Origin of the sequence: Mesorhizobium sp. B2-8-1 (genome assembly GCF_006440955.1) — a bacterium.
Taxonomy (GTDB): Bacteria; Pseudomonadota; Alphaproteobacteria; order Rhizobiales; family Rhizobiaceae; genus Mesorhizobium.
Genome location: NZ_VFTX01000001.1, coordinates 246,837 through 263,665 on the forward strand (window position 1 = coordinate 246,837; position 16,829 = coordinate 263,665).

17 protein-coding genes are annotated in these 16,829 nt (G+C 64.3%); 3 read left to right on the forward strand and 14 right to left on the reverse strand.

Translation table 11 applies throughout. From position 1 onward, the window contains the following. Position 1: 1 nt before the first annotated feature. The 4 genes from ugpC to FJ428_RS01280 form a co-directional block, all read right to left on the reverse strand. Positions 2-1,099, reverse strand: a complete 1,098-nt coding sequence (gene ugpC, locus FJ428_RS01265) for a sn-glycerol-3-phosphate ABC transporter ATP-binding protein UgpC (RefSeq protein WP_140728076.1) — start codon at positions 1,097-1,099, stop codon at positions 2-4. A 4-nt stretch (positions 1,100-1,103) separates the two neighbouring features. Beyond that, the gene (locus tag FJ428_RS01270; RefSeq protein WP_140564375.1) at positions 1,104-1,970 is read right to left on the reverse strand and encodes a carbohydrate ABC transporter permease; all 867 of its coding nucleotides are present in this window, start codon (positions 1,968-1,970) and stop codon (positions 1,104-1,106) included. Further along, positions 1,970-2,866, reverse strand: coding sequence for a sugar ABC transporter permease (locus tag FJ428_RS01275; protein WP_140514521.1), 897 nt, complete (start codon positions 2,864-2,866; stop codon positions 1,970-1,972). Before FJ428_RS01275 ends, FJ428_RS01270 begins: the two co-directional genes overlap by 1 nt. 145 nt (positions 2,867-3,011) lie before the next feature. Next, positions 3,012-4,331 carry a sugar ABC transporter substrate-binding protein gene (locus FJ428_RS01280; protein ID WP_140655549.1) on the reverse strand — a complete coding sequence of 440 codons (1,320 nt, stop codon included), beginning with the start codon at positions 4,329-4,331 and terminating at the stop codon, positions 3,012-3,014. A gap of 168 nt (positions 4,332-4,499) precedes the next feature. Between FJ428_RS01280 and FJ428_RS01285 the strand changes: the two genes are divergently transcribed. Both FJ428_RS01285 and FJ428_RS01290 read left to right on the forward strand, forming a co-directional pair. Beyond that, positions 4,500-5,285, forward strand: coding sequence for an IclR family transcriptional regulator (locus FJ428_RS01285; RefSeq protein WP_140497617.1), 786 nt, complete (start codon positions 4,500-4,502; stop codon positions 5,283-5,285). Between the two features lie 62 nt (positions 5,286-5,347). Beyond that, positions 5,348-6,184, forward strand: coding sequence for an amidohydrolase (locus tag FJ428_RS01290; protein WP_140878790.1), 837 nt, complete (start codon positions 5,348-5,350; stop codon positions 6,182-6,184). A gap of 20 nt (positions 6,185-6,204) precedes the next feature. Here the strand turns inward: FJ428_RS01290 and FJ428_RS01295 are convergent, their stop codons facing one another. The 8 genes from FJ428_RS01295 to FJ428_RS01330 all read right to left on the reverse strand — a co-directional run bounded on the left by FJ428_RS01295 (position 6,205) and on the right by FJ428_RS01330 (position 13,767). After that, positions 6,205-7,173 carry an ABC transporter permease gene (locus tag FJ428_RS01295; protein ID WP_140878791.1) on the reverse strand — a complete coding sequence of 323 codons (969 nt, stop codon included), beginning with the start codon at positions 7,171-7,173 and terminating at the stop codon, positions 6,205-6,207. A 1-nt stretch (position 7,174) separates the two neighbouring features. Next, positions 7,175-8,125, reverse strand: a complete 951-nt coding sequence (locus FJ428_RS01300; protein ID WP_140878792.1) for an ABC transporter permease — start codon at positions 8,123-8,125, stop codon at positions 7,175-7,177. After that, complete coding sequence (locus FJ428_RS01305; protein WP_140878793.1) at positions 8,122-8,862, reverse strand: ATP-binding cassette domain-containing protein; 741 nt, start codon at positions 8,860-8,862, stop codon at positions 8,122-8,124. The genes FJ428_RS01300 and FJ428_RS01305 overlap by 4 nt, the downstream gene beginning before the upstream one ends. Further along, a complete protein-coding gene (locus tag FJ428_RS01310) occupies positions 8,855-9,592 on the reverse strand; it encodes an ATP-binding cassette domain-containing protein (RefSeq protein WP_140878794.1) in 738 nt (245 codons plus the stop codon). Before FJ428_RS01310 ends, FJ428_RS01305 begins: the two co-directional genes overlap by 8 nt. Before the next feature lie 72 nt (positions 9,593-9,664). Further along, positions 9,665-10,852 (reverse strand): ABC transporter substrate-binding protein, encoded by a 1,188-nt coding sequence (locus tag FJ428_RS01315; RefSeq protein ID WP_140878795.1) that lies wholly within the window; start codon positions 10,850-10,852, stop codon positions 9,665-9,667. 22 nt (positions 10,853-10,874) lie between these two features. After that, a complete protein-coding gene (locus FJ428_RS01320; RefSeq protein ID WP_140878796.1) occupies positions 10,875-12,020 on the reverse strand; it encodes an extracellular solute-binding protein in 1,146 nt (381 codons plus the stop codon). A gap of 32 nt (positions 12,021-12,052) precedes the next feature. Continuing rightward, entirely contained in the window at positions 12,053-13,213 is a 1,161-nt protein-coding gene (locus FJ428_RS01325; RefSeq protein WP_140878797.1) for a CaiB/BaiF CoA-transferase family protein, read from the reverse strand. A gap of 2 nt (positions 13,214-13,215) precedes the next feature. Then, positions 13,216-13,767 carry a MaoC family dehydratase gene (locus FJ428_RS01330; protein ID WP_140562015.1) on the reverse strand — a complete coding sequence of 184 codons (552 nt, stop codon included), beginning with the start codon at positions 13,765-13,767 and terminating at the stop codon, positions 13,216-13,218. A 200-nt stretch (positions 13,768-13,967) separates the two neighbouring features. On the opposite strand from FJ428_RS01330, the gene FJ428_RS01335 reads away from it, so the two are divergent. Beyond that, positions 13,968-15,065: a lactonase family protein gene (locus tag FJ428_RS01335; RefSeq protein ID WP_140878798.1), complete on the forward strand. Its 1,098-nt coding sequence runs from the start codon at positions 13,968-13,970 to the stop codon at positions 15,063-15,065. 298 nt (positions 15,066-15,363) lie between these two features. Here the strand turns inward: FJ428_RS01335 and FJ428_RS01340 are convergent, their stop codons facing one another. Both FJ428_RS01340 and FJ428_RS01345 read right to left on the reverse strand, forming a co-directional pair. Next, the gene (locus tag FJ428_RS01340; RefSeq protein WP_140878799.1) at positions 15,364-16,353 is read right to left on the reverse strand and encodes a Tim44 domain-containing protein; all 990 of its coding nucleotides are present in this window, start codon (positions 16,351-16,353) and stop codon (positions 15,364-15,366) included. 68 nt (positions 16,354-16,421) lie between these two features. Next, complete coding sequence (locus FJ428_RS01345; protein WP_140497640.1) at positions 16,422-16,718, reverse strand: zf-TFIIB domain-containing protein; 297 nt, start codon at positions 16,716-16,718, stop codon at positions 16,422-16,424. Between the last annotated feature and the right edge of the window lie 111 nt (positions 16,719-16,829).

The following is a 16,829-nucleotide window of genomic DNA, read 5'->3' on the forward strand; positions in this document are numbered from 1 at the left end:
GTCAGCTCCGCAATGACTTTCCCGTGTCGGCGGCAAACAGATGCGCCTGCGACAGGTCGAGGCTCATGGCCACCCGCTCGCCCGATCTCAAAGCTCTTGGGTTCAGCATGCGCGAAACCCAGTCTGCGCCATTGAACTCGACGAACACCAGCGTCTCGTTGCCGAGTGGTTCGGTGACCGTGATCGGCAATTCGATCTGGTGGACGTCGGCCGCACCACCGGAACTGATACCATGGCCGGTCGGGTAGATGTCGTCGGGCCGCAACCCGAACACCACCTTGTTACCCCTGGCGACATTGGCTTTGAATTGGCTAGGCAATGGCAGCTTTTCGCCGCTGGCGAAAACCAAGTGGCCGTCATCGATCGTCGCCTCGTGCAGATTCATCGGCGGCGAGCCGATGAAGCCCGCGACGAACCGCGTCGCCGGCCGTCGGAACACCTCGTCTGGGGTGCCGACCTGTTCGATATGGCCGTCGCGCATGATGACGATGCGGTCGGCAAGCGTCATCGCCTCGACCTGGTCATGGGTGACATAGATCACCGTCGACCGCACCTTGGCGTGCAGCTTCTTGATTTCGGTCCGCATCTGCGTGCGCAGTTTGGCGTCGAGATTTGAAAGCGGCTCGTCGAACAGGAACACGTCGGGATCGCGTACGATGGCGCGGCCCATGGCGACGCGCTGGCGCTGGCCGCCGGAAAGTTGCGACGGGCGACGGTCGAGCAGCGTGTCGAGGCCGAGGATGGCCGAGGCTTCGGCGACGCGGCGGTCCATGTCTTCCTTGGCGGCCCCGGCAATCTTCAGCGAGAAGCCGAGGTTCTCGCGCACCGTCATGTGGGGATAAAGCGCGTAGGACTGGAACACCATCGAGATGTTGCGCGAACGCGGCGGCAAATCGTTGACGACGCGGCCGCCGATCTCGATCGAGCCGGCGCTGATCTCTTCGAGCCCTGCGATCATCCTGAGCGTCGTCGACTTGCCGCAGCCGGAGGGGCCGACCAGCGCGATGAATTCGCGGTCCGCGATGTCGAGGTCGATGCCGTGCACGATCCCGACATTGCCGTAGCGCTTGGTCAGCTTTTGGAGGGAAACCGTTGCCATGGGATCAGCCTTTCACCGCGCCGGAGGTCAAGCCGCCGACAAGGTGTTTCTGGACGATGTAGGTGAGGGTGAGCGCCGGGATGATCATCACCACGGCGAGCGCGCACATGCCGCGCCAGTCGATGGTGAATTCGGCCGTGTAGTCGAGCAGGCCGACCGGCAGGGTCTTGGCGCTGACCGAGCGGGTAAGCTGCGAGGCCAGCGCGAACTCGTTCCAGCAGGTCAGGAAAGCAAAGATCGCGGCGGAGGCGATGCCCGGCCCGGCAAGCGGGAACTCGACCTGCCAGAAGGCCTGCCAGCGGGTGCAGCCGTCGATCTGGGCGGCTTCCGCGAGGTCCTTCGGCACCTGGCGGAAGAAGCCGTCGATCAGCCAGATGGTGAACGGCACGTTGAGCGCGACATAGGCCAGGATCAGCCCGAAATGCGTGTCGATGATGCCGAGCCGCACGTAGAGGAAGAACAGCGGCAGCGACAGCGCGATGCCCGGCACCGTGCGCGTCAGCATCAGCCCGAGAAAGACGCCCGACTTGCCGCGAAAACGGTAGCGCGCGAAGGCATAGCCGCCGGCCATGCCGATGGCCACTGCGATCACCGTCGAGGTCACCGAGATGATCAGCGAGTTGCGGAAATACTCTATGACCGGGATGCCGCCCTTGCCGATGCCTGAGAACATCGCGACATAGGCGTCGAACGAGATCTGCTGCGGGATCCACACCGGCGGCTTGGCCATGATCTCCACCGTCGGCCGCAGCGACGAAAGCACGATCCACAGGCCGGGCAGGCAGATGGTCAGCATCGCCAGGAACAGGCCGATGCGATAGGCGATGCCCAGCAGCCGGCGCTTGAGGCGGGCGGAAGAATTCTCGTCCATCACCACTCCGCACCGATCTGCGTGCGCGCCGCGGCGAGCTTGTTGAAGAAATAGACGGTGAAGGCGATCGACAGCAGGATCGAGAAATAGGCCATGGCGTTGGCCATGCCCATGCGCCCGTCGCTGTAGGCGGTGCGCGCCACCAGCGTCCACAAAAGCTCGGTGCGGCCCGCCGGCCCGCCATCGGTCATGATCTTGACGATGTCATAGGCGCGCGCGACGTCGAGCGAACGGATGGTCATGGCGATGTAGGCGAAAGGCATGACGAACGGCCAGGTCACATAACGGAATGTCTGCCACGGCGTGCAGCCGTCGACGCGCGCCGCCTCGATTGGCTCCTTGGGCATGGCGAGCAGCCCGGCGAGGATCAGGATGGCGAAGATCGCCGTCGACGACCAGATCTCGGCGATCGAGATGGCGATGAAGGCGAGATGGCCTTCGATCAGCCACGCAATGGCATCCCTGGTGATGCCGAGCGATTGCAGGGCGTTGTTCACCAGGCCGATATTGTCGTTGAACATGAACTTGAACTGGAAGCCGACGAGGATCGGCGAGAACATCATCGGAAACATCATCAGCGTGCGCAGGATGCGCTGGCCGCGCGTCGCCTTTTCGACCAGCATGGCGAGGCCGAGGCCCAGCAGCATTTCGAGATTGAGCGCGATGGTCAGCAACAGAACCGTGCGGCCGAACGCCCACCAGAAATCGGCGTTCGCCAGGATCGAGAGATAATTGCGGAAGCCGACAAAGACGAAGAACGTTTCGGGCTTGGTCAGGCGGAACGGCGTGAAGCTGGAATAGAGCGACAAAAGCAACGGCACCACGACGACCGCCGCCAGCACGATCATCGCCGGAAGCAGCAGCAGGAATGGCGCGGATGGCTTGAAGCCCTTCATTGGGACCCTGTGAGTTGCATTCGATTGCCGCCTGTCGAGCCGGGCGGGGCAGGCATCGTCATCGTGGAACACCCGAGGCAGTGCGCGCCCTAAAACGCGAGCGCCTCCCCCATGACTGATGGGGGAGGCGGCCTTGGGAGCGGTTCTACAGCTTGCCGGCGTCTTCGAGGATTTGCGTCGCCTTGGCGGCGGCTTCGTCGAGCGCCTGCTTGGACGTCTTGTCGCCGAGGATCGCCGCCTGCAATTCGGGATAGACGGCGTTCGAGATCTCGATCCATTCAGGCGTCTGCGGCACCGCGAAGGCGTGCTTGGCTTCTTCCTGGAAGGCGGAGAGGACCTCCTTCTTGTAAGGATCGTTTTCGGCCTGCTTCAGGTCCCAGTCCCAGACCGCGGTGCGGGTCGGCAGCGGGCCCGCGGCGGCTTCCAGCTTCTGGCTGTCCTCGTTGGTCAGCCACCACACCAGCGATGCCGCGGCCTCCTTGTTCGGGCAGTTCTCGGTAACCGAGAAGCCATGGAAACCGGACCAGCCGGTGCGCTTGCCGGACGAGCCTTTCGGCGCGACCTTGACGCCGACATTGCCGGCGACCTTCGACGACTTCGGATCGTTGAAGAAGCCGGCCCAGCCCGGCCAGTCCAAGTTGATGGCGACGGTGCCCGAGGCAAAACCCTGGCCCAGATCGTCCCAGAGATAGTTGGTGGTTCCGGCCGGCACGGCCTTGGCCTTGTAGAGGTTGACGAACCAGTCGAGCGCCCGCACGCCGGCTTCGGAGTTGAAGACCGGCTTGCCGTCCTTGTCGAGATACTCGCCGCCCTCGGCCACCACCATCTCGTAGAAGCGGCCGTTGATCGCCTCTTCTTTACCGGCGAACTGCGTGCCGTAGAAGTTGGGCGGGTTGGCGAAGAACTCGGCCTGGTCGGTGACTTCCTTCCAGGTGTCCGGCGGCACCAGATCATAGCCGTATTTCGCCTTGAACTTGGCCTTGTTGTCGGCGTTCTCGTAGAGGCTCTTCTGGTAGTAGAGGGCAGAGACGTCGAACTGCGCGCGCGGCAGCATCTCCAGCTTGCCATCTATGGTCGCCGCCTTGATCGTCGATGGCACGAAGGCGTCGATCTCTTCCTTGGGCAGCAATTTGCTGAGGTCGGTATAGAGGCCGGTATACTGCGGCGCGAAGGAGGAATGGTTCCAGCCGACGCACCAGTTGGTGCTGCCCGAGGCGATGTCGGACTTCAACTCCTTGTCGATGTCGAAGCCGTTCTTCTTGGTCAGGATGTTGACCTTGGCGCCGGTCGCCTTCTCCCATTCGGGGATGCGCTCGTAGAGCTTTTCATATTGCTGGCCGCCGATCAGCTTCACGTCGACGGTGACGCCTTCGAACTTGCCGGGCAGGTCGCCGGCAAGGGCTGCGCCTGCGCCTGACGCGAGCAACAAAGCGCCGGCGCACACGCCGGAAAGCAGTCTGTTCATTGGTATCCTCCCTGGGTGCGCCTTGGCGGCGACCGCAACTCGTCTGATGACAAGAAGCGCTACATTCATATACAAACAAAACATTCATAGAAACGTCAAGGCGAAATTTGTTTCCGTCGGCGGCGTTCCTGCGTATATGAAGAATCGATTTCACTGGAGGGAACGCCCATGGATGACAGCGAAGACGAGCGGTATCGCGCGCCTGCGCTCGACAAGGGGCTCGACATCCTGGAACTGCTGGCCGGCGTCGACGGCGGCCTGACGCAGGCGGAAATCGCCAAGAAGCTCGACCGCAGCCCCAACGAGTTCTACCGCATGCTGGACCGGCTGGTGCGGCGCGGCTATGTCACGCGGCTCGACGGTGACCGGTATTCACTGACGCTCAAGCTGTTCGGCCTGGCGCAACTGCACGCGCCGGTGCGGCGGCTGGTTTCCTACGCGACGCCGTTGATGCGGGAGCTGGCGGAGACGTCGCAGCAGGCCAACCAACTTGTTGTTTTCGATCGCGGTTCGGCCGTGGTGATTGGCCAGCAGGAGGCGCCGAACTACTGGGGCATCTCGATCCGGGTCGGTGCCCACATCAGCCTGTTCGACACCGGTTCGGGACATGTGCTGCTCGCTTTCCGTTCGCAGGAGGAGCGCCAGATGATGATCTCCGAACATGTCCGCAGCACCGACAATACGGCGCAGCCGCCCGAGTTCTTTGCCCGTCTCGACCAGATCAGGGAACGGGGATATGAGATGATGGCCTCGATGCAGACTGCCGGCGTCTACAATCTGTCGGCACCGGTGCGCGGCTCCGACGGCAAGGCCATCGCGGCGCTTTCGATTCCTTACATTACCGTCGTCAACGCACCGTCCGCGCCGGACATGACCCGCACCATCGAACTGCTGCTGGCCACATGTGAGAAGCTATCGCGTCTGGCCGGGTCGGCCGTCGGTTCATCGGCGTAATTCTTATTTGAATGAAGAATTCCTCCGTGAGATGATGTGAAAGATACGGGAGGAGCCCTGCCATGATCATCGACACCCACCTGCACCTCATCGACCGCTCGGCCTTGCGCTACCCGTGGCTTGCCGGCGTGCCCGCTCTCAACCGCGACTTCTCCTATGAGGAGTACGGCGTGGAAGCTCAACGTGTCGGCGTCGAGCGTGTGCTGCATATGGAGGTCGATGTCGACCCTGCCGATATCGAGGCCGAGACCGAACGTGTCGAAGGCCTGTCGAGACAGGCCGGCAGCATGCTGGCCGGGGCGATCGCCGCCTGCCGTCCGGAAGAGGCCAATTTTGCGGCCTATCTCGAGCGCCAGCGAGCAAAGCCGTTCGTCAAGGGTTTTCGCCGCGTCCTCCACGTCATGCCCGATGAACTCTCGGAAGGCGCGCTATTCCGGGACAGCATCCGGCGGCTCGGCGGCACCGGGCTCACCTTCGATCTCGTCGTGCTACCGCATCAGATTCCCAAGGCGATCGCGCTCGCCGATCTGGCGCCCGACGTCCAGTTCGTGCTCGACCATTGCGGCGTCCCCGACATCAAGGGCAATGGCGAGCATCCGTGGCGCGAACACATGAGCGAAATCGCGCGGCGTCCCAACGTCGTGGCCAAGATTTCCGGCGTCGTCGCCTATGCGGATCCCGGCAGTTGGACGGTCGAGACGCTGCGGCCCTATGTCGAACACACGATAGGTTCGTTCGGCTGGGACCGCGTCGTCTGGGGCAGCGACTGGCCTGTCTGCACGCTGGGTGGCGGTCTGTCGACCTGGGTGGCGGCGACTCATGCGCTGCTTGCCGGCTGCAGCGTTTCGGAACGCGACAAGCTCTTGTCCGCGAACGCCCGCAAGCTCTGGCGGCTTTGACCGGCTCTGCTTGGGGTTCTTCAGATCGTCGCCGAAACGTGCCGTTCGCGCCCGTAGAGCGAAACCAGCAGCACGATGATGAAGCCGAGTGCTGCCTGCACCGCCGAGGGCTGGAATCCGAGCCCGATCAGCAGCGTGTGGATCTCGGTCAGCACCAGTACGCCGGCGATAGTCCCGAGATAGCTGCCGCGCCCGCCGACCAGCGCCGCGCCGCCGACGACCACGGCCGCGATGGTCTGGAACAGGTATGGCTGCCCGACATCGCCATAAGCCGAGCCGGTGAAGCCGAGCAGCAGCACGCCCGCCGCCGCGGCGAAGAAGGCGCTTGCCGCATAGGTGATCACCCACATGCGGACGGGATCGATCAGCGCCAGCGGCGCGGCACCCGGATTGCTGCCGAGTGCGTAGAGCCGGCGTCCATAGGGCGTCCGCTCCAGCACCAGGACGACGAGCGCTGCCAGAACGACGAGACAGGGCACCAGCCATGGAACCGGCAGTGGCCCGGCCGATCCGCCGATCGACACGAAGCTCGAAACCGCCTGCGGCGCGGAGCCTGAAGGGAAGCCCGCGGTCCACAAAAGCACAAGCCCTTGCACGACCATGCCGATGCCGAGCGTGACGATGAGCGGCTGGATGTCGAGGCTGCGCGAGATCAGCCCGTTCACGCCACCGATAAGGATCGCCAGCACGCCGACGAGGCCGCAGACGAGGACAAAATTCCATCCGTCGCCGTAGAGTTGCGCGGCCACGACATTGGCAAAGCCGATGACGAAGGGGATCGACAGGTCGATGCCGCCCATGATGACGACCAGCGTCTGCCCGATCGAGGCGACGGCGAGCAGCGAGGCAAGCACCAGCATGGCGCGCACCGCAAACGGGCTGGAGTAGCCCGGAATGAGGATGGTGCCGGCAAGATGCAGAAGGGCAGCGACGCAGAAGGCGCCGACGACACGGGCATTGGTTGTCGCGAATAGATTTCGGCCAGCCATGTCAGCGCCTCCCCATGGCAAGGCGTTCCTGCAGCGCGGTCAGCATCACCGCCAGCACCAGTATGGCGCCGTAGGCGATCTGCAGCACGAAGGTCGAGACGTTGAACGTCGTCAGCACGCTCTGCAGCAGGAAGATGTCGACAGCACCGATCGCGGCACCCGCGACGCCACCACGGCCGCCGGCAAGACTGACACCGCCGAGCGCCACGGCGGCGATGGCGATCAGCGTGTAGGTCGGGCCGATGTTGGGATCGGCCGACCCGATCAGCGCAGTCAGCATCAGTCCGGCGCAGCCGCCCAGGATGCCGGTCATGACATAGGCGATGAAGCGCACGAGCGTGACGTCGACGCCGGCCGTATAGGCGGCGCGATCGTCGCTGCCGACCGCCATCAGCTGGTCGTAATAAGGGCTGCGCCGCACCAGCCACCAAAAAAGGAACATCAAGGCGAGCGGCAGAAGCGAGAGTGGGCCCGCCAGGGCTTTCAGCCAGGCCGGCGCCGGGCCGATCGGCGCCGGCAGGATGGTCAGCGTCACCCCCGTCAGGATCAGATAGGTGCCGAGCGTGGCCACGATCGGCTGGATGCGCACGATGGTCGCCAGGAAACCGTTCGCCGCCCCGACCAGCGCACCGATGAGCAGCGCCGCCGGAACAAGCGCCAGCGGCGAGGATATTCCGGCGCGCAGGAAAAGCACCTGGATCACGATGGCGTTGACGAAGCCCATCAGCGGCCCGACCGAAATATCGATGCCGCCGCGCCCGGCGAGGATCACCGGCGTCGAGGCGATGGCCGCACCGATCAGCGGCGCCGCCAGACCAACCAGCGCACCCCAGGAGCCCGGCTGGAACCGTGCCGGGCTCAGCATCAGATTGATCGCCAGCAGGGCGATCAGCAGTACGACGGCGAAGCCGACGCTTCGGCCGAGGGACAGGATGCGTGCGAAGGGTCTCATGCTGCGCGTCCGAACATGGCTGCGATCACGTTCCCGGTGGTCATCGCCTGGCCGGCGATTTCCGCCACGACTTCATTTTCGCGGAACACCAGCACGCGATGGCAGAGAAGAAGGATCTCCTCGATCTCGCTGGACAGGATGACGAGCCCCATGCCGTCGGAAGCCAGCCCGCGAAAGACGTCGTAGAGAACATGCCGGGTCGCTACGTCGACGCCGCGCGTCGGGTCGTTGAGAAGCAACATTGCGGGGTCCAGCGCCAGGGCCCGCGCCAACAGCACCTTCTGCTGGTTGCCGCCGGACAGGGTGGTGATCGGCGCGTCGGGCCGAGGCGCCGATATCGACAGCCTTTCGCGATAGGCCTCGTAGCGCGCCTTGCGCGCCGCCGGGCTGATCAGGCCGAGGCGGGTATCGCGAGACAGCGTCGAGACGGCGAAATTGTCGAGCACCGATTGCGTCGGGAAAATGCCGTTGGCACGCCCGCGCGGAAGATAGGCGATGCCGCTCGATACGGCCTTGCGGAAGCCGGTGATGGCGCGGGATGCGCCGGGCAGATCGAGGGTTATCGAACCGCCAAGCGGCGCGACCAGGCCGGCGAGCATCTCGAGGAAAAGCTCCTGGCCGTGGCCATCCAGGCCGGCGAGCCCAACGATCTCGCCGGCGGCGACCGCCTGCATGATCGGGCTGGCGTCCGGTGCGATGACGAGGTCGCGGATAGTGAGGGCGGCGCGATCAGCCATGCGCCAGCTCCGCGGCGGTGCGTGGCGCCATCGCCTTGAGAAGCTCCGCCGGCGTCGAAGCGCCGCGCTCCTCGGTGCGCACCACGCTGCCGCCGCGCAGGATCGAGATGCGATCCGAAAGCGACGTCACCTCATCCATGCGGTGGGTGATGAACAGGATCAGGCAGCCTTCGCCGGCAAGCGTGCGCATCAGCGAAAAAACGGACTCGCGGTCGGCGAAGTCGAGTGCTGCGGTCACTTCGTCGAGGATCAGGATCTTTGGATCGCGCACGACCGCACGAGCAAGAACGACGAGTTGCTGTGCTGCGAGCGGCAACTGCCCGGCGGGCATGTCGAGCGGAACGTTGGTGACGGCGAAACATTTGAGGGCGGCGGCTGCCCTGTCGCGCCGCTCGTTGCGGGGAACCGCGCGCCGGACCAGGCCGTCGAGGCCAAGCAGGATATTGTCGGTCACGCTGCGGTCCGGCGCGATCAGCACTTCCTGGAAGACCGTGGCGAAGCCTTGCGCCTGGAAGGCCGAGGGGGTTCCGCCCGAAAACGGCCTGCCTTGCAGCAGGACCGTGCCGCTGTCGGGCTGAACGATGCCGGACAGCAGCTTGACCATGGTGCTCTTGCCCGAACCATTCTCGCCCAGGATGGTGTGGATGGTTCCTGCCCGGAACGCGATCGAGGCGTCCGCAAGCGCGACCGTCTCGCCATAGCGTTTGGATATGTTTCTGATTTCAAGCATGTCGCGTTTCGAAGCTGGCAAGCCGGCCCTCCGAAAGGAGCCGGCTTGTCGAGGTCTTATCTGGCCCAGGCGTCACTTCGCGCAGGCGTCTGGCACCTTCGAATAGTCCCATCCCTTGGTCGGCGCCGGGTTGGAGAAATAGGCGTCGAGCCATTCTTCCGGCATCGGATCCTTGGGCGGCACCGGGAAGATCGATACGGCATCCGTCGTCATGCAGTCCTTGTACCAGGCGCCGAGATCGGCATTGTGGACCGGCGGAATCGGAATGAGCAGCGTGTTCAGCTTCGGCTTCTGGCCGTCGAGCATGCGTTCGCCGACGCGAAACAGCGTTTCGGCGGTCCAGTGCGGCAGCACGGCATGGCCCTCGAAGCGGTACTTGTCGGGATTGGCCTTCCAGTAGCCCAGGGCATCGCCGGTGATCGAACCGGTGATCAGCGGCGCCGGCCGGCCGGCTTCGGCGAACGCCTCCGCGACGACGCGGCTTTCGCTGCCTGTCGGCCACACCGCATCGATCGGCGCCGGGTTGGTGGCGATCGCCTGCAGCACCACCGTCTTGGTGACATTGGCCGTCCAATTGCCGTTGACCGTGCGCGAGATCTTCAGCTTGGGGTTTTCCGCCAGCGCCTTGTCGGCGCCCTGGCGCTCCTGAACCACGATCGGGTGGCCGGCGATGCCCTCGACCAGCAGGATGCTGGCGCCATCAGGCTTGGCCTTGCCGATCGCCGTCATCATGTCGTAGCCCCAGCGCGCATAGTTGGAATCGACATTGATCGCGTTCGGGCTGGTCACCGAACCGGCGGCGGTGATGAACGGGATGCCGGCCTTGGCGGCCGCATCGATGGCGTCATCGAGCGCTGTTGCCGAGCCCGGGATCGAGGTGATGATCGAGCACTTCTTGTCGATGAAGGCGCGGATCTGGTTGATCTGCTGGCTGGCGTCGTTGTTGGAATCCGACACTTCGAAGCTGGAGACGGTGCCGTCGGCGATCAGTCCGTCGACCAGGCGCTTCAGCTCCTTGGTGACGGTGACCCGCCAGGGATTGCCCTGGTAGGATTCCGAATGGCACCATTTCCATGGCTTGGGCGGCGGGGTGAAATTGTCCCAGGCCGATGGCAGCACCTTCTGCGGCGCGCCGTCATATTGCGCCTTGAGTTCATCGGGCAGCCCGCTGATGACGCCTTGCACGTCTTCGGCAAAAGCTGTCGTTGCGAGTGAGGCGAAGGCGGTTGCGGCCACAAGGCCGCGGATCAGGCTTTTCATTTGTCTCCTCCGTTCGATTTTTTCAGGCTCCTCCACCGGCAGTGCCGGTCGCCTGTGCCGCGGCGCTCTGCCGAAACAGGCGATTGAGATCGGCAATGACCTGGCTGGAACGATGCCCTGAGGTCATGCCGGAATTGACGCGGTCGGACGCGGCCTGCTGGAACGCCATGTAACCATCATGGCGAGGCCGCACCCATGCGCCCTCCAGGGTCGCGCGCGTATCGCGATAGAAATTGCCGGTCGCCGCATTGACGGCCTGATCCTCCCAGGCCGCGGCGTGGCCGGGCTGTCCGCCGGCCGCGGCATAGGGGCCACGCTGGACCTCGCCGCTGGCGAGCCAGTAGGCGAAATCGGTTGCCGCCTCTTTCGCCTTCGAGAAGGCCGACACCGCTATGCCTGTGCCGCCAAGCGCCGTGCCAATCGGGCCGCTGGATCCGACAACAGGGATGTCGCCAAATGCCAGGCGATGTGGGCGAAACCCGGCCATCGCGTAGGAAACATAGCCGTAGATCAGCGGTGCGCAGACGATCGGGGATCCGGCCTGCGCCATCCGCTCCGAAACGGCGATCGGATCCATCTCGAAGCAGGCCGGGTCGACCAGCGCGGCAATCTCGCGCATTGTCTCGAAGACTTCGCTGCCGGCCTCGCCGTCGATGAGATCGTTGGATGGGTCGGTCGCGCAAGCATGCCCGAGATTGCCTGCGAGCGTGAAGAACACCATCATCGAATGCGGTGGCCGCAACGCCAGCAGCACGCGCCCCTGCCGGGCGAGATCGAGCACTTCGCTCCATCGCGATGGCGGTGCGCCAAGCGCATCGGGCCGCCATGCCTGCACCTGCGTCGCGGCATCGATGGGAAACGCCCACTGCCGCCCCTGCCATGTGTAACTCGGATAGGACTGGCCGACGCTGCCGGAGGAAAGTGCCGCGCGTTCCGACTCGCGGCCGGCGACATCGAGCGGCTCCAGGCAGCGTTCGGCGGTGATCTGGCCGACATGCGGATGGTCGATGACGATCAGATCATAGGCGCGCGCCAGTTCCTCGACCGGGAAGGACTCGAAGTCCTGCAGCGAACGCTTGTCCCATTCGACGGCAATGCCGGTTTTCTGCTTCCACAGCGACGAGCAGGCGACCATCGGATCATAGCCGCGCGGATGGTTCCAGGTCATGCCCCTGAGCGTGGGCTTGAGGAAGCGCGTGGTCAGAGGCCGAACTCCTCGCGGATCGCGGCGCTATGCTCGCCGATGCGCGGTGCTGCCCGGTCGACCTTGGCCCTGATGCCGTCGACCCTGAGCGGCGAACTGGTGGTAAGGATCGAGACATTGTCCTCGCGCGTCACCGTCTGCAGCATGTCGAGCGACTGGAAGCCCCCGCTTGCCAGCATTTCCGGCCAGGTCAGCACCTTGGCGCACCAGATGTCGGCGGGTTCGAGAACATCGAGCCACTCGTCGACCGTCCTGGTCGCGATCCGCTGCGCGACGATCGCCTTGATGTCGTCGCGCGCAGTGAACCACGATGCCGGCTCGTCGCGGTAGGGCGCCAGTTCCTCCAGCGACAGCAGGTCGGCGAGTTTCGGGATTGGCGTCATGGCGATGGCGAGATAGCCGTCCTTGGCGGGATAGACGCCGTAAGGTGCCGACAGATAGGCATGCGCGCTGCGGAAGCTGGAGCGGCGCGGCAAACGGCGGCCGTCATTGAGATGCGTGGTCAGTACCTCGAACTGGAAGTCGACCAGCGCTTCCAGCAGGCTGGTTTCGATATGGCTGCCCTGGCCGGTGATGCCGCGCCGCACAAGGGCGGCCAGTATGCCTTGCGCGCATGCCGCGCCCGCCAGCATGTCGCCGATAGCAAGCCCGAACGGCACCGGCCCCTGGTCCTCGTCGCCGTTCAGCCACATCACCCCGGAGCGCGCCTGCGCCAGGAGGTCCTGGCCGGGCCGCTTGACCCATGGGCCGTCCTCGCCATAGCCGCTGATCGAGGCATAGACCAGGCGCGGGTTGATCTTGCGGACCGCCTCGTAGTCGAGGCCGAGCCGTTCGATGACACCCGGCCTGAAATTCTGGATCAGCACGTCGGCCTTCGCCAGCAGGCCGCGCAGCGCCTTGAGATCCGCCTCGTCCTTCAGGTCGATGACGAGGCTTTCCTTGGCCCGGTTGATGGCATGGAAGATGGTGGAATCACCGCCGATCTCGGTGTCGCTGAGATAGAGCCGGCGCGACAGGTCGCCGCCGTCCGGACGCTCGATCTTGATGACGCGGGCGCCGAGATCCAGCAGCCTGAGCGAGCAGTAGGGCCCGGACAGGAACTGGCTCATGTCGACGACGACGAGACCGGCAAGCGGCAATTCGGCTGCTGCCGGCATTTCTACTTCTCCGTCTTGCCGAGGAAATCGGCAGGGTTGCGGTACTTCACCGTCTGCAGATGCTCGCAATAGAGAACGAGTTCGCCTTCGCCCTTGAACACCTGGTAGCTGGCGCGGATCAGCCCCATGTCCTTGTAGCGCGGCGTCTTGTCGAGGTTGGACCGGATCGAATAGATCGTATCGCCGATGAAGACGGGCTTTATGAAGCGGAGCTTGTCGTAACCATAGGAAAACGCGTTGACGCAGTTGGTTGCGACGAGCCCCAGGCCAGCCGAGAAGACGAAGGCGCCCGCCACCAGCCGCTTGCCGAAAATGCCCTCTGTCTCGGCAAACATCTGGTCCTGCACGTAAGGATGGATGTCGAGCACCAGCGTGTTGAACAGGTGGCTGTCCCCTTCGGCCATGGTGCGGCGCAACGAGCGGATCTTCTGGCCGACCGGCCAGTCCTCGTAGAACCAGTTCTCGGCGTTCCAAACCGGCAAGGCGGCATGTTCCGCGGGCATGTTGGCCGGATGCGTCGAGGCGACGCCGACGGTCGGTGCGAAGTCGTTCATCGCTGGCTCCGCTGGCACTGCGCAAGGCACGGCACAAGTTTCGGAACACGCGTCAAGGCGCCAGATTGCACGACGTCTCCTCCCGTCAATCTTCTTTTGTAAATACTATTTTCACATATGGGGTTGCGTTGCAAGCGAGGACGGGCGAAATTTTGGTTGTTTCCGCTGCGCTCGAGCGCCGGCGAAACAGGGAGAAAAACATGCGCGATGCCTGTCTGGTCTTTGTCGGCAGCCTGAACCGGGAGGCGCCCTATTTTCAGGGCGCACGCGGCGTCGGCCTCGGCGTCTACAGCTTCGACGAGGAGACGCTGGAAACACGAAAGCTGGCCGAGACCAGTGACATCGACAATCCGACCTTCCTTTCGGTGACGCCGGACGGTTCGCGCCTCTACGCCAATTCGGAAGTCTTCCCCTGGCGCGAAGGAACGGTTTCGGCCTACGGCTTCGACCGCGCCTCGGGCACGCTCACTTACCTGAACAAGCAGCCGTCACTCGGCAGCATCACCGCGCATAACACCATCACCCATGATGGCACGAAGCTGCTGGTCGCCAACTACGGCATGGGCGAGGGCGGTCCGGATCGCGCAGTCGCGGTCTATGGCTTCGACAGCGATGGCGCCTTGTCGGCTCCTCTGGCCAGCGTTTCGCACAAGGGCACTGGCCCGAACGCAGCCCGGCAAGAGCGCTCGCATGCCCATAGCGTCACCGAAACCATCGCCGGCGGAACGGCCATTGTCGCCGATCTCGGCATCGACCGGCTGGTGTCCTACCGGATCGAGCACGATGGCAATCTGACCAAACTGGCCGAATCCGCTTTGCCGCCGGGCGCCGGTCCACGCCATCTCGCCTTGCATCCGAACGGCCGTTTTGTCTTCGTCATGAACGAGCTGGATTCGACCATCGTGTCGATGGCGCTGGACAAGGCAAGCGGCAAGCTCTCGACCATCGACGCCAGGCCGGCCGTGCCGGCCGAGGCGCGCCAGGCCAATCACTGCGCCGATATCCAGATCTCGCCCGACGGCCGCTTCCTCTACGGCTCCAACCGAGGCCATGACAGCGTGGTCATCATGGCCGTCGACCAGCAAAGTGGCGCGCTGAGCCTCGTCGGCTATGTCCCTTGCGGGGGCGCCACGCCGCGCAACCTGGCGCTGACGCCGTCCGGCGGCCACCTGTTCTCGGCCAACCAGAATGCCGACCGCATCTCGATCTTCGCGCGCGACGCCGAGAGCGGCGGGCTGACCGACACCGGCCGTGCCATCGAGATCGGCACGCCGATGTGCGTCAAGATCGTGCGGTGAACCGTGCGCGACATCGGCATCGAGCTTCGGACGGAAACGGGCCGGAGCTCAGGCCGGGCGATCCGGGTTGACGGGTGCCTTCGCCGGAGCTGTTGACGGGCATTGAACGAAAAAAACCCGCCTGCGCGGCGGGTTCCTGGCGCAACTCAGCACCATAGATAAATATCTACCATAGTTGCCTTCACCCAGTCAAGAAAAAATTCCTATCTTGAGAGCTGCCGGCCATGGAAGGCTGCTGACACAGCCGGACCGGCCGTCGTCAGGCCGCCTTTGTCAACGCGAGTTCGCACGCTGGAGCTCAGGCCTGTTGGATTGCCGAGAGCTTCCAACTCGAGCCATTCTGACGCGTGAAGGTCCACAGCTCCGTCGTCTCCGTGGGATGATCCTCGTCGCCCTCGACGACCTTGCCGCTGGCCCGTTCGCGCATCACGTCGCGCGATTCATAACGCAGGGCCGCCGTGGCATAGTCGCGGTCATCCTCGCGCCAGCTTTCCGCGATGTCGGCCTGCAGGAGGGTGACGTCGGATACCTCGTTCCTGAGGCCCTTCTTCGCATTGTCGGCCAGTTCTTCAGAGAGATAGGACACCATTTCGGGAGTCGTCGTCTTGCGCAACGCGGCATGATCCTCACGCCCGAACGCTTCCTGGACATCGCTCAACAGCTGCTGGAATGCGTCGAGGTCGGTCTGGGCGAGCCGGATTTCATCGGAACCGGTGGCCGCCGCGGAGCCTCCGCCTGAACCGCCGCCAAAGCCGGGAATGGCGAAAGAACGCGCATTATTGGCATCGCTCTGTCCGGCTGCGCGGTTTTCAAATCGCGAGGCATTGCCGGCGCCGGCGAGCGCAGGGGCGGGGCCACGCGCGGATTGCGACCGGAAGAACCTGATTGCCAGCATGATGGCGCCACCGATCAGCACGGCCTGCAGCAGGAAACCGAACATGCCCGCCAGCCCGCCGAAGCCCTGGCCCAGGAGCAGCCCGATCAGGCCGCCGATCAGCAGGCCGCGCATCATCGTTCCACCGAAGCCGCTCATGAAGCCGGGCCTCTGCGGGCTGGCCTGCGGCTGCCGGGCCGCGGTGTTCACGCCGGTATTGGGCGTCATCGAACGCTCGACCGGAGCGGTCGGCGCCGGAGCGGTCCTGGTTGGCGGCGCTGATTGGAACGTGCGCATGCCGCGGCTGCCGAAACTGCCGCCGCGACGGGCCTCGGCATGGTCTACCGCGACCATGGAGAATGCCAGGAACAGTCCGGCAAACAGGGCGGCAAATCGGCTTGTGCGGGAAATCATCTGGACGGACCTTTATCGATGGGTTTCGGAAATTCTCGACAGACGTCGGGCCGGCTACCGGCGTGCGGTCAATCGAACAGCTCTTCGAAGAACGATTTCTTCCGTTTCGGATAGCGGTGGCCCTGCGAGCGCGCATAGTCGTCATCGCGGTCCCGGCCATGCTGGGGCTGGGAGAACGCTGCCGGCTGTGGCGCGGGCGAGGCCTCCTTGGCCGATCGCTCGATGATCTTGTCGAGTTCGCCTCGGTCAAGCCACACGCCACGGCACTGCGGGCAATAATCGATCTCGATACCCTGGCGTTCGCTCATCACGAGCGCGACGCGGCAGGAGGGGCAAACCAAACCAAGAAGGGAAGAAGATGTCATATGGGGCTCCAAACCAAAAGAGATGAGCCCGCTTGACCGAAAGGATGGAAACGGGCCCGTTAAAGCGGTCCGACATCACGGTCGCGAGATGCGACAGTCAGAGGGGCCCGG

What these genes read in the sequence shown, in the direction of transcription:
- FJ428_RS01270 (WP_140564375.1), bottom strand. Translation starts at nt 1,970, where the DNA reads ATGGACGAGAATTCTTCCGCCCGCCTCAAGCGCCGGCTGCTGGGCATC.
- FJ428_RS01330 (WP_140562015.1), bottom strand. Translation starts at nt 13,767, where the DNA reads ATGAACGACTTCGCACCGACCGTCGGCGTCGCCTCGACGCATCCGGCC.
- FJ428_RS01335 (WP_140878798.1), top strand. Translation starts at nt 13,968, where the DNA reads ATGCGCGATGCCTGTCTGGTCTTTGTCGGCAGCCTGAACCGGGAGGCG.
- FJ428_RS01310 (WP_140878794.1), bottom strand. Translation starts at nt 9,592, where the DNA reads ATGCTTGAAATCAGAAACATATCCAAACGCTATGGCGAGACGGTCGCG.
- FJ428_RS01305 (WP_140878793.1), bottom strand. Translation starts at nt 8,862, where the DNA reads ATGGCTGATCGCGCCGCCCTCACTATCCGCGACCTCGTCATCGCACCG.
- FJ428_RS01340 (WP_140878799.1), bottom strand. Translation starts at nt 16,353, where the DNA reads ATGATTTCCCGCACAAGCCGATTTGCCGCCCTGTTTGCCGGACTGTTC.
- FJ428_RS01320 (WP_140878796.1), bottom strand. Translation starts at nt 12,020, where the DNA reads ATGACCTGGAACCATCCGCGCGGCTATGATCCGATGGTCGCCTGCTCG.
- FJ428_RS01285 (WP_140497617.1), top strand. Translation starts at nt 4,500, where the DNA reads ATGGATGACAGCGAAGACGAGCGGTATCGCGCGCCTGCGCTCGACAAG.
- FJ428_RS01325 (WP_140878797.1), bottom strand. Translation starts at nt 13,213, where the DNA reads ATGCCGGCAGCAGCCGAATTGCCGCTTGCCGGTCTCGTCGTCGTCGAC.
- FJ428_RS01300 (WP_140878792.1), bottom strand. Translation starts at nt 8,125, where the DNA reads ATGAGACCCTTCGCACGCATCCTGTCCCTCGGCCGAAGCGTCGGCTTC.
- FJ428_RS01275 (WP_140514521.1), bottom strand. Translation starts at nt 2,866, where the DNA reads ATGAAGGGCTTCAAGCCATCCGCGCCATTCCTGCTGCTGCTTCCGGCG.
- FJ428_RS01290 (WP_140878790.1), top strand. Translation starts at nt 5,348, where the DNA reads ATGATCATCGACACCCACCTGCACCTCATCGACCGCTCGGCCTTGCGC.
- FJ428_RS01345 (WP_140497640.1), bottom strand. Translation starts at nt 16,718, where the DNA reads ATGACATCTTCTTCCCTTCTTGGTTTGGTTTGCCCCTCCTGCCGCGTC.
- ugpC (WP_140728076.1), bottom strand. Translation starts at nt 1,099, where the DNA reads ATGGCAACGGTTTCCCTCCAAAAGCTGACCAAGCGCTACGGCAATGTC.
- FJ428_RS01280 (WP_140655549.1), bottom strand. Translation starts at nt 4,331, where the DNA reads ATGAACAGACTGCTTTCCGGCGTGTGCGCCGGCGCTTTGTTGCTCGCG.
- FJ428_RS01295 (WP_140878791.1), bottom strand. Translation starts at nt 7,173, where the DNA reads ATGGCTGGCCGAAATCTATTCGCGACAACCAATGCCCGTGTCGTCGGC.
- FJ428_RS01315 (WP_140878795.1), bottom strand. Translation starts at nt 10,852, where the DNA reads ATGAAAAGCCTGATCCGCGGCCTTGTGGCCGCAACCGCCTTCGCCTCA.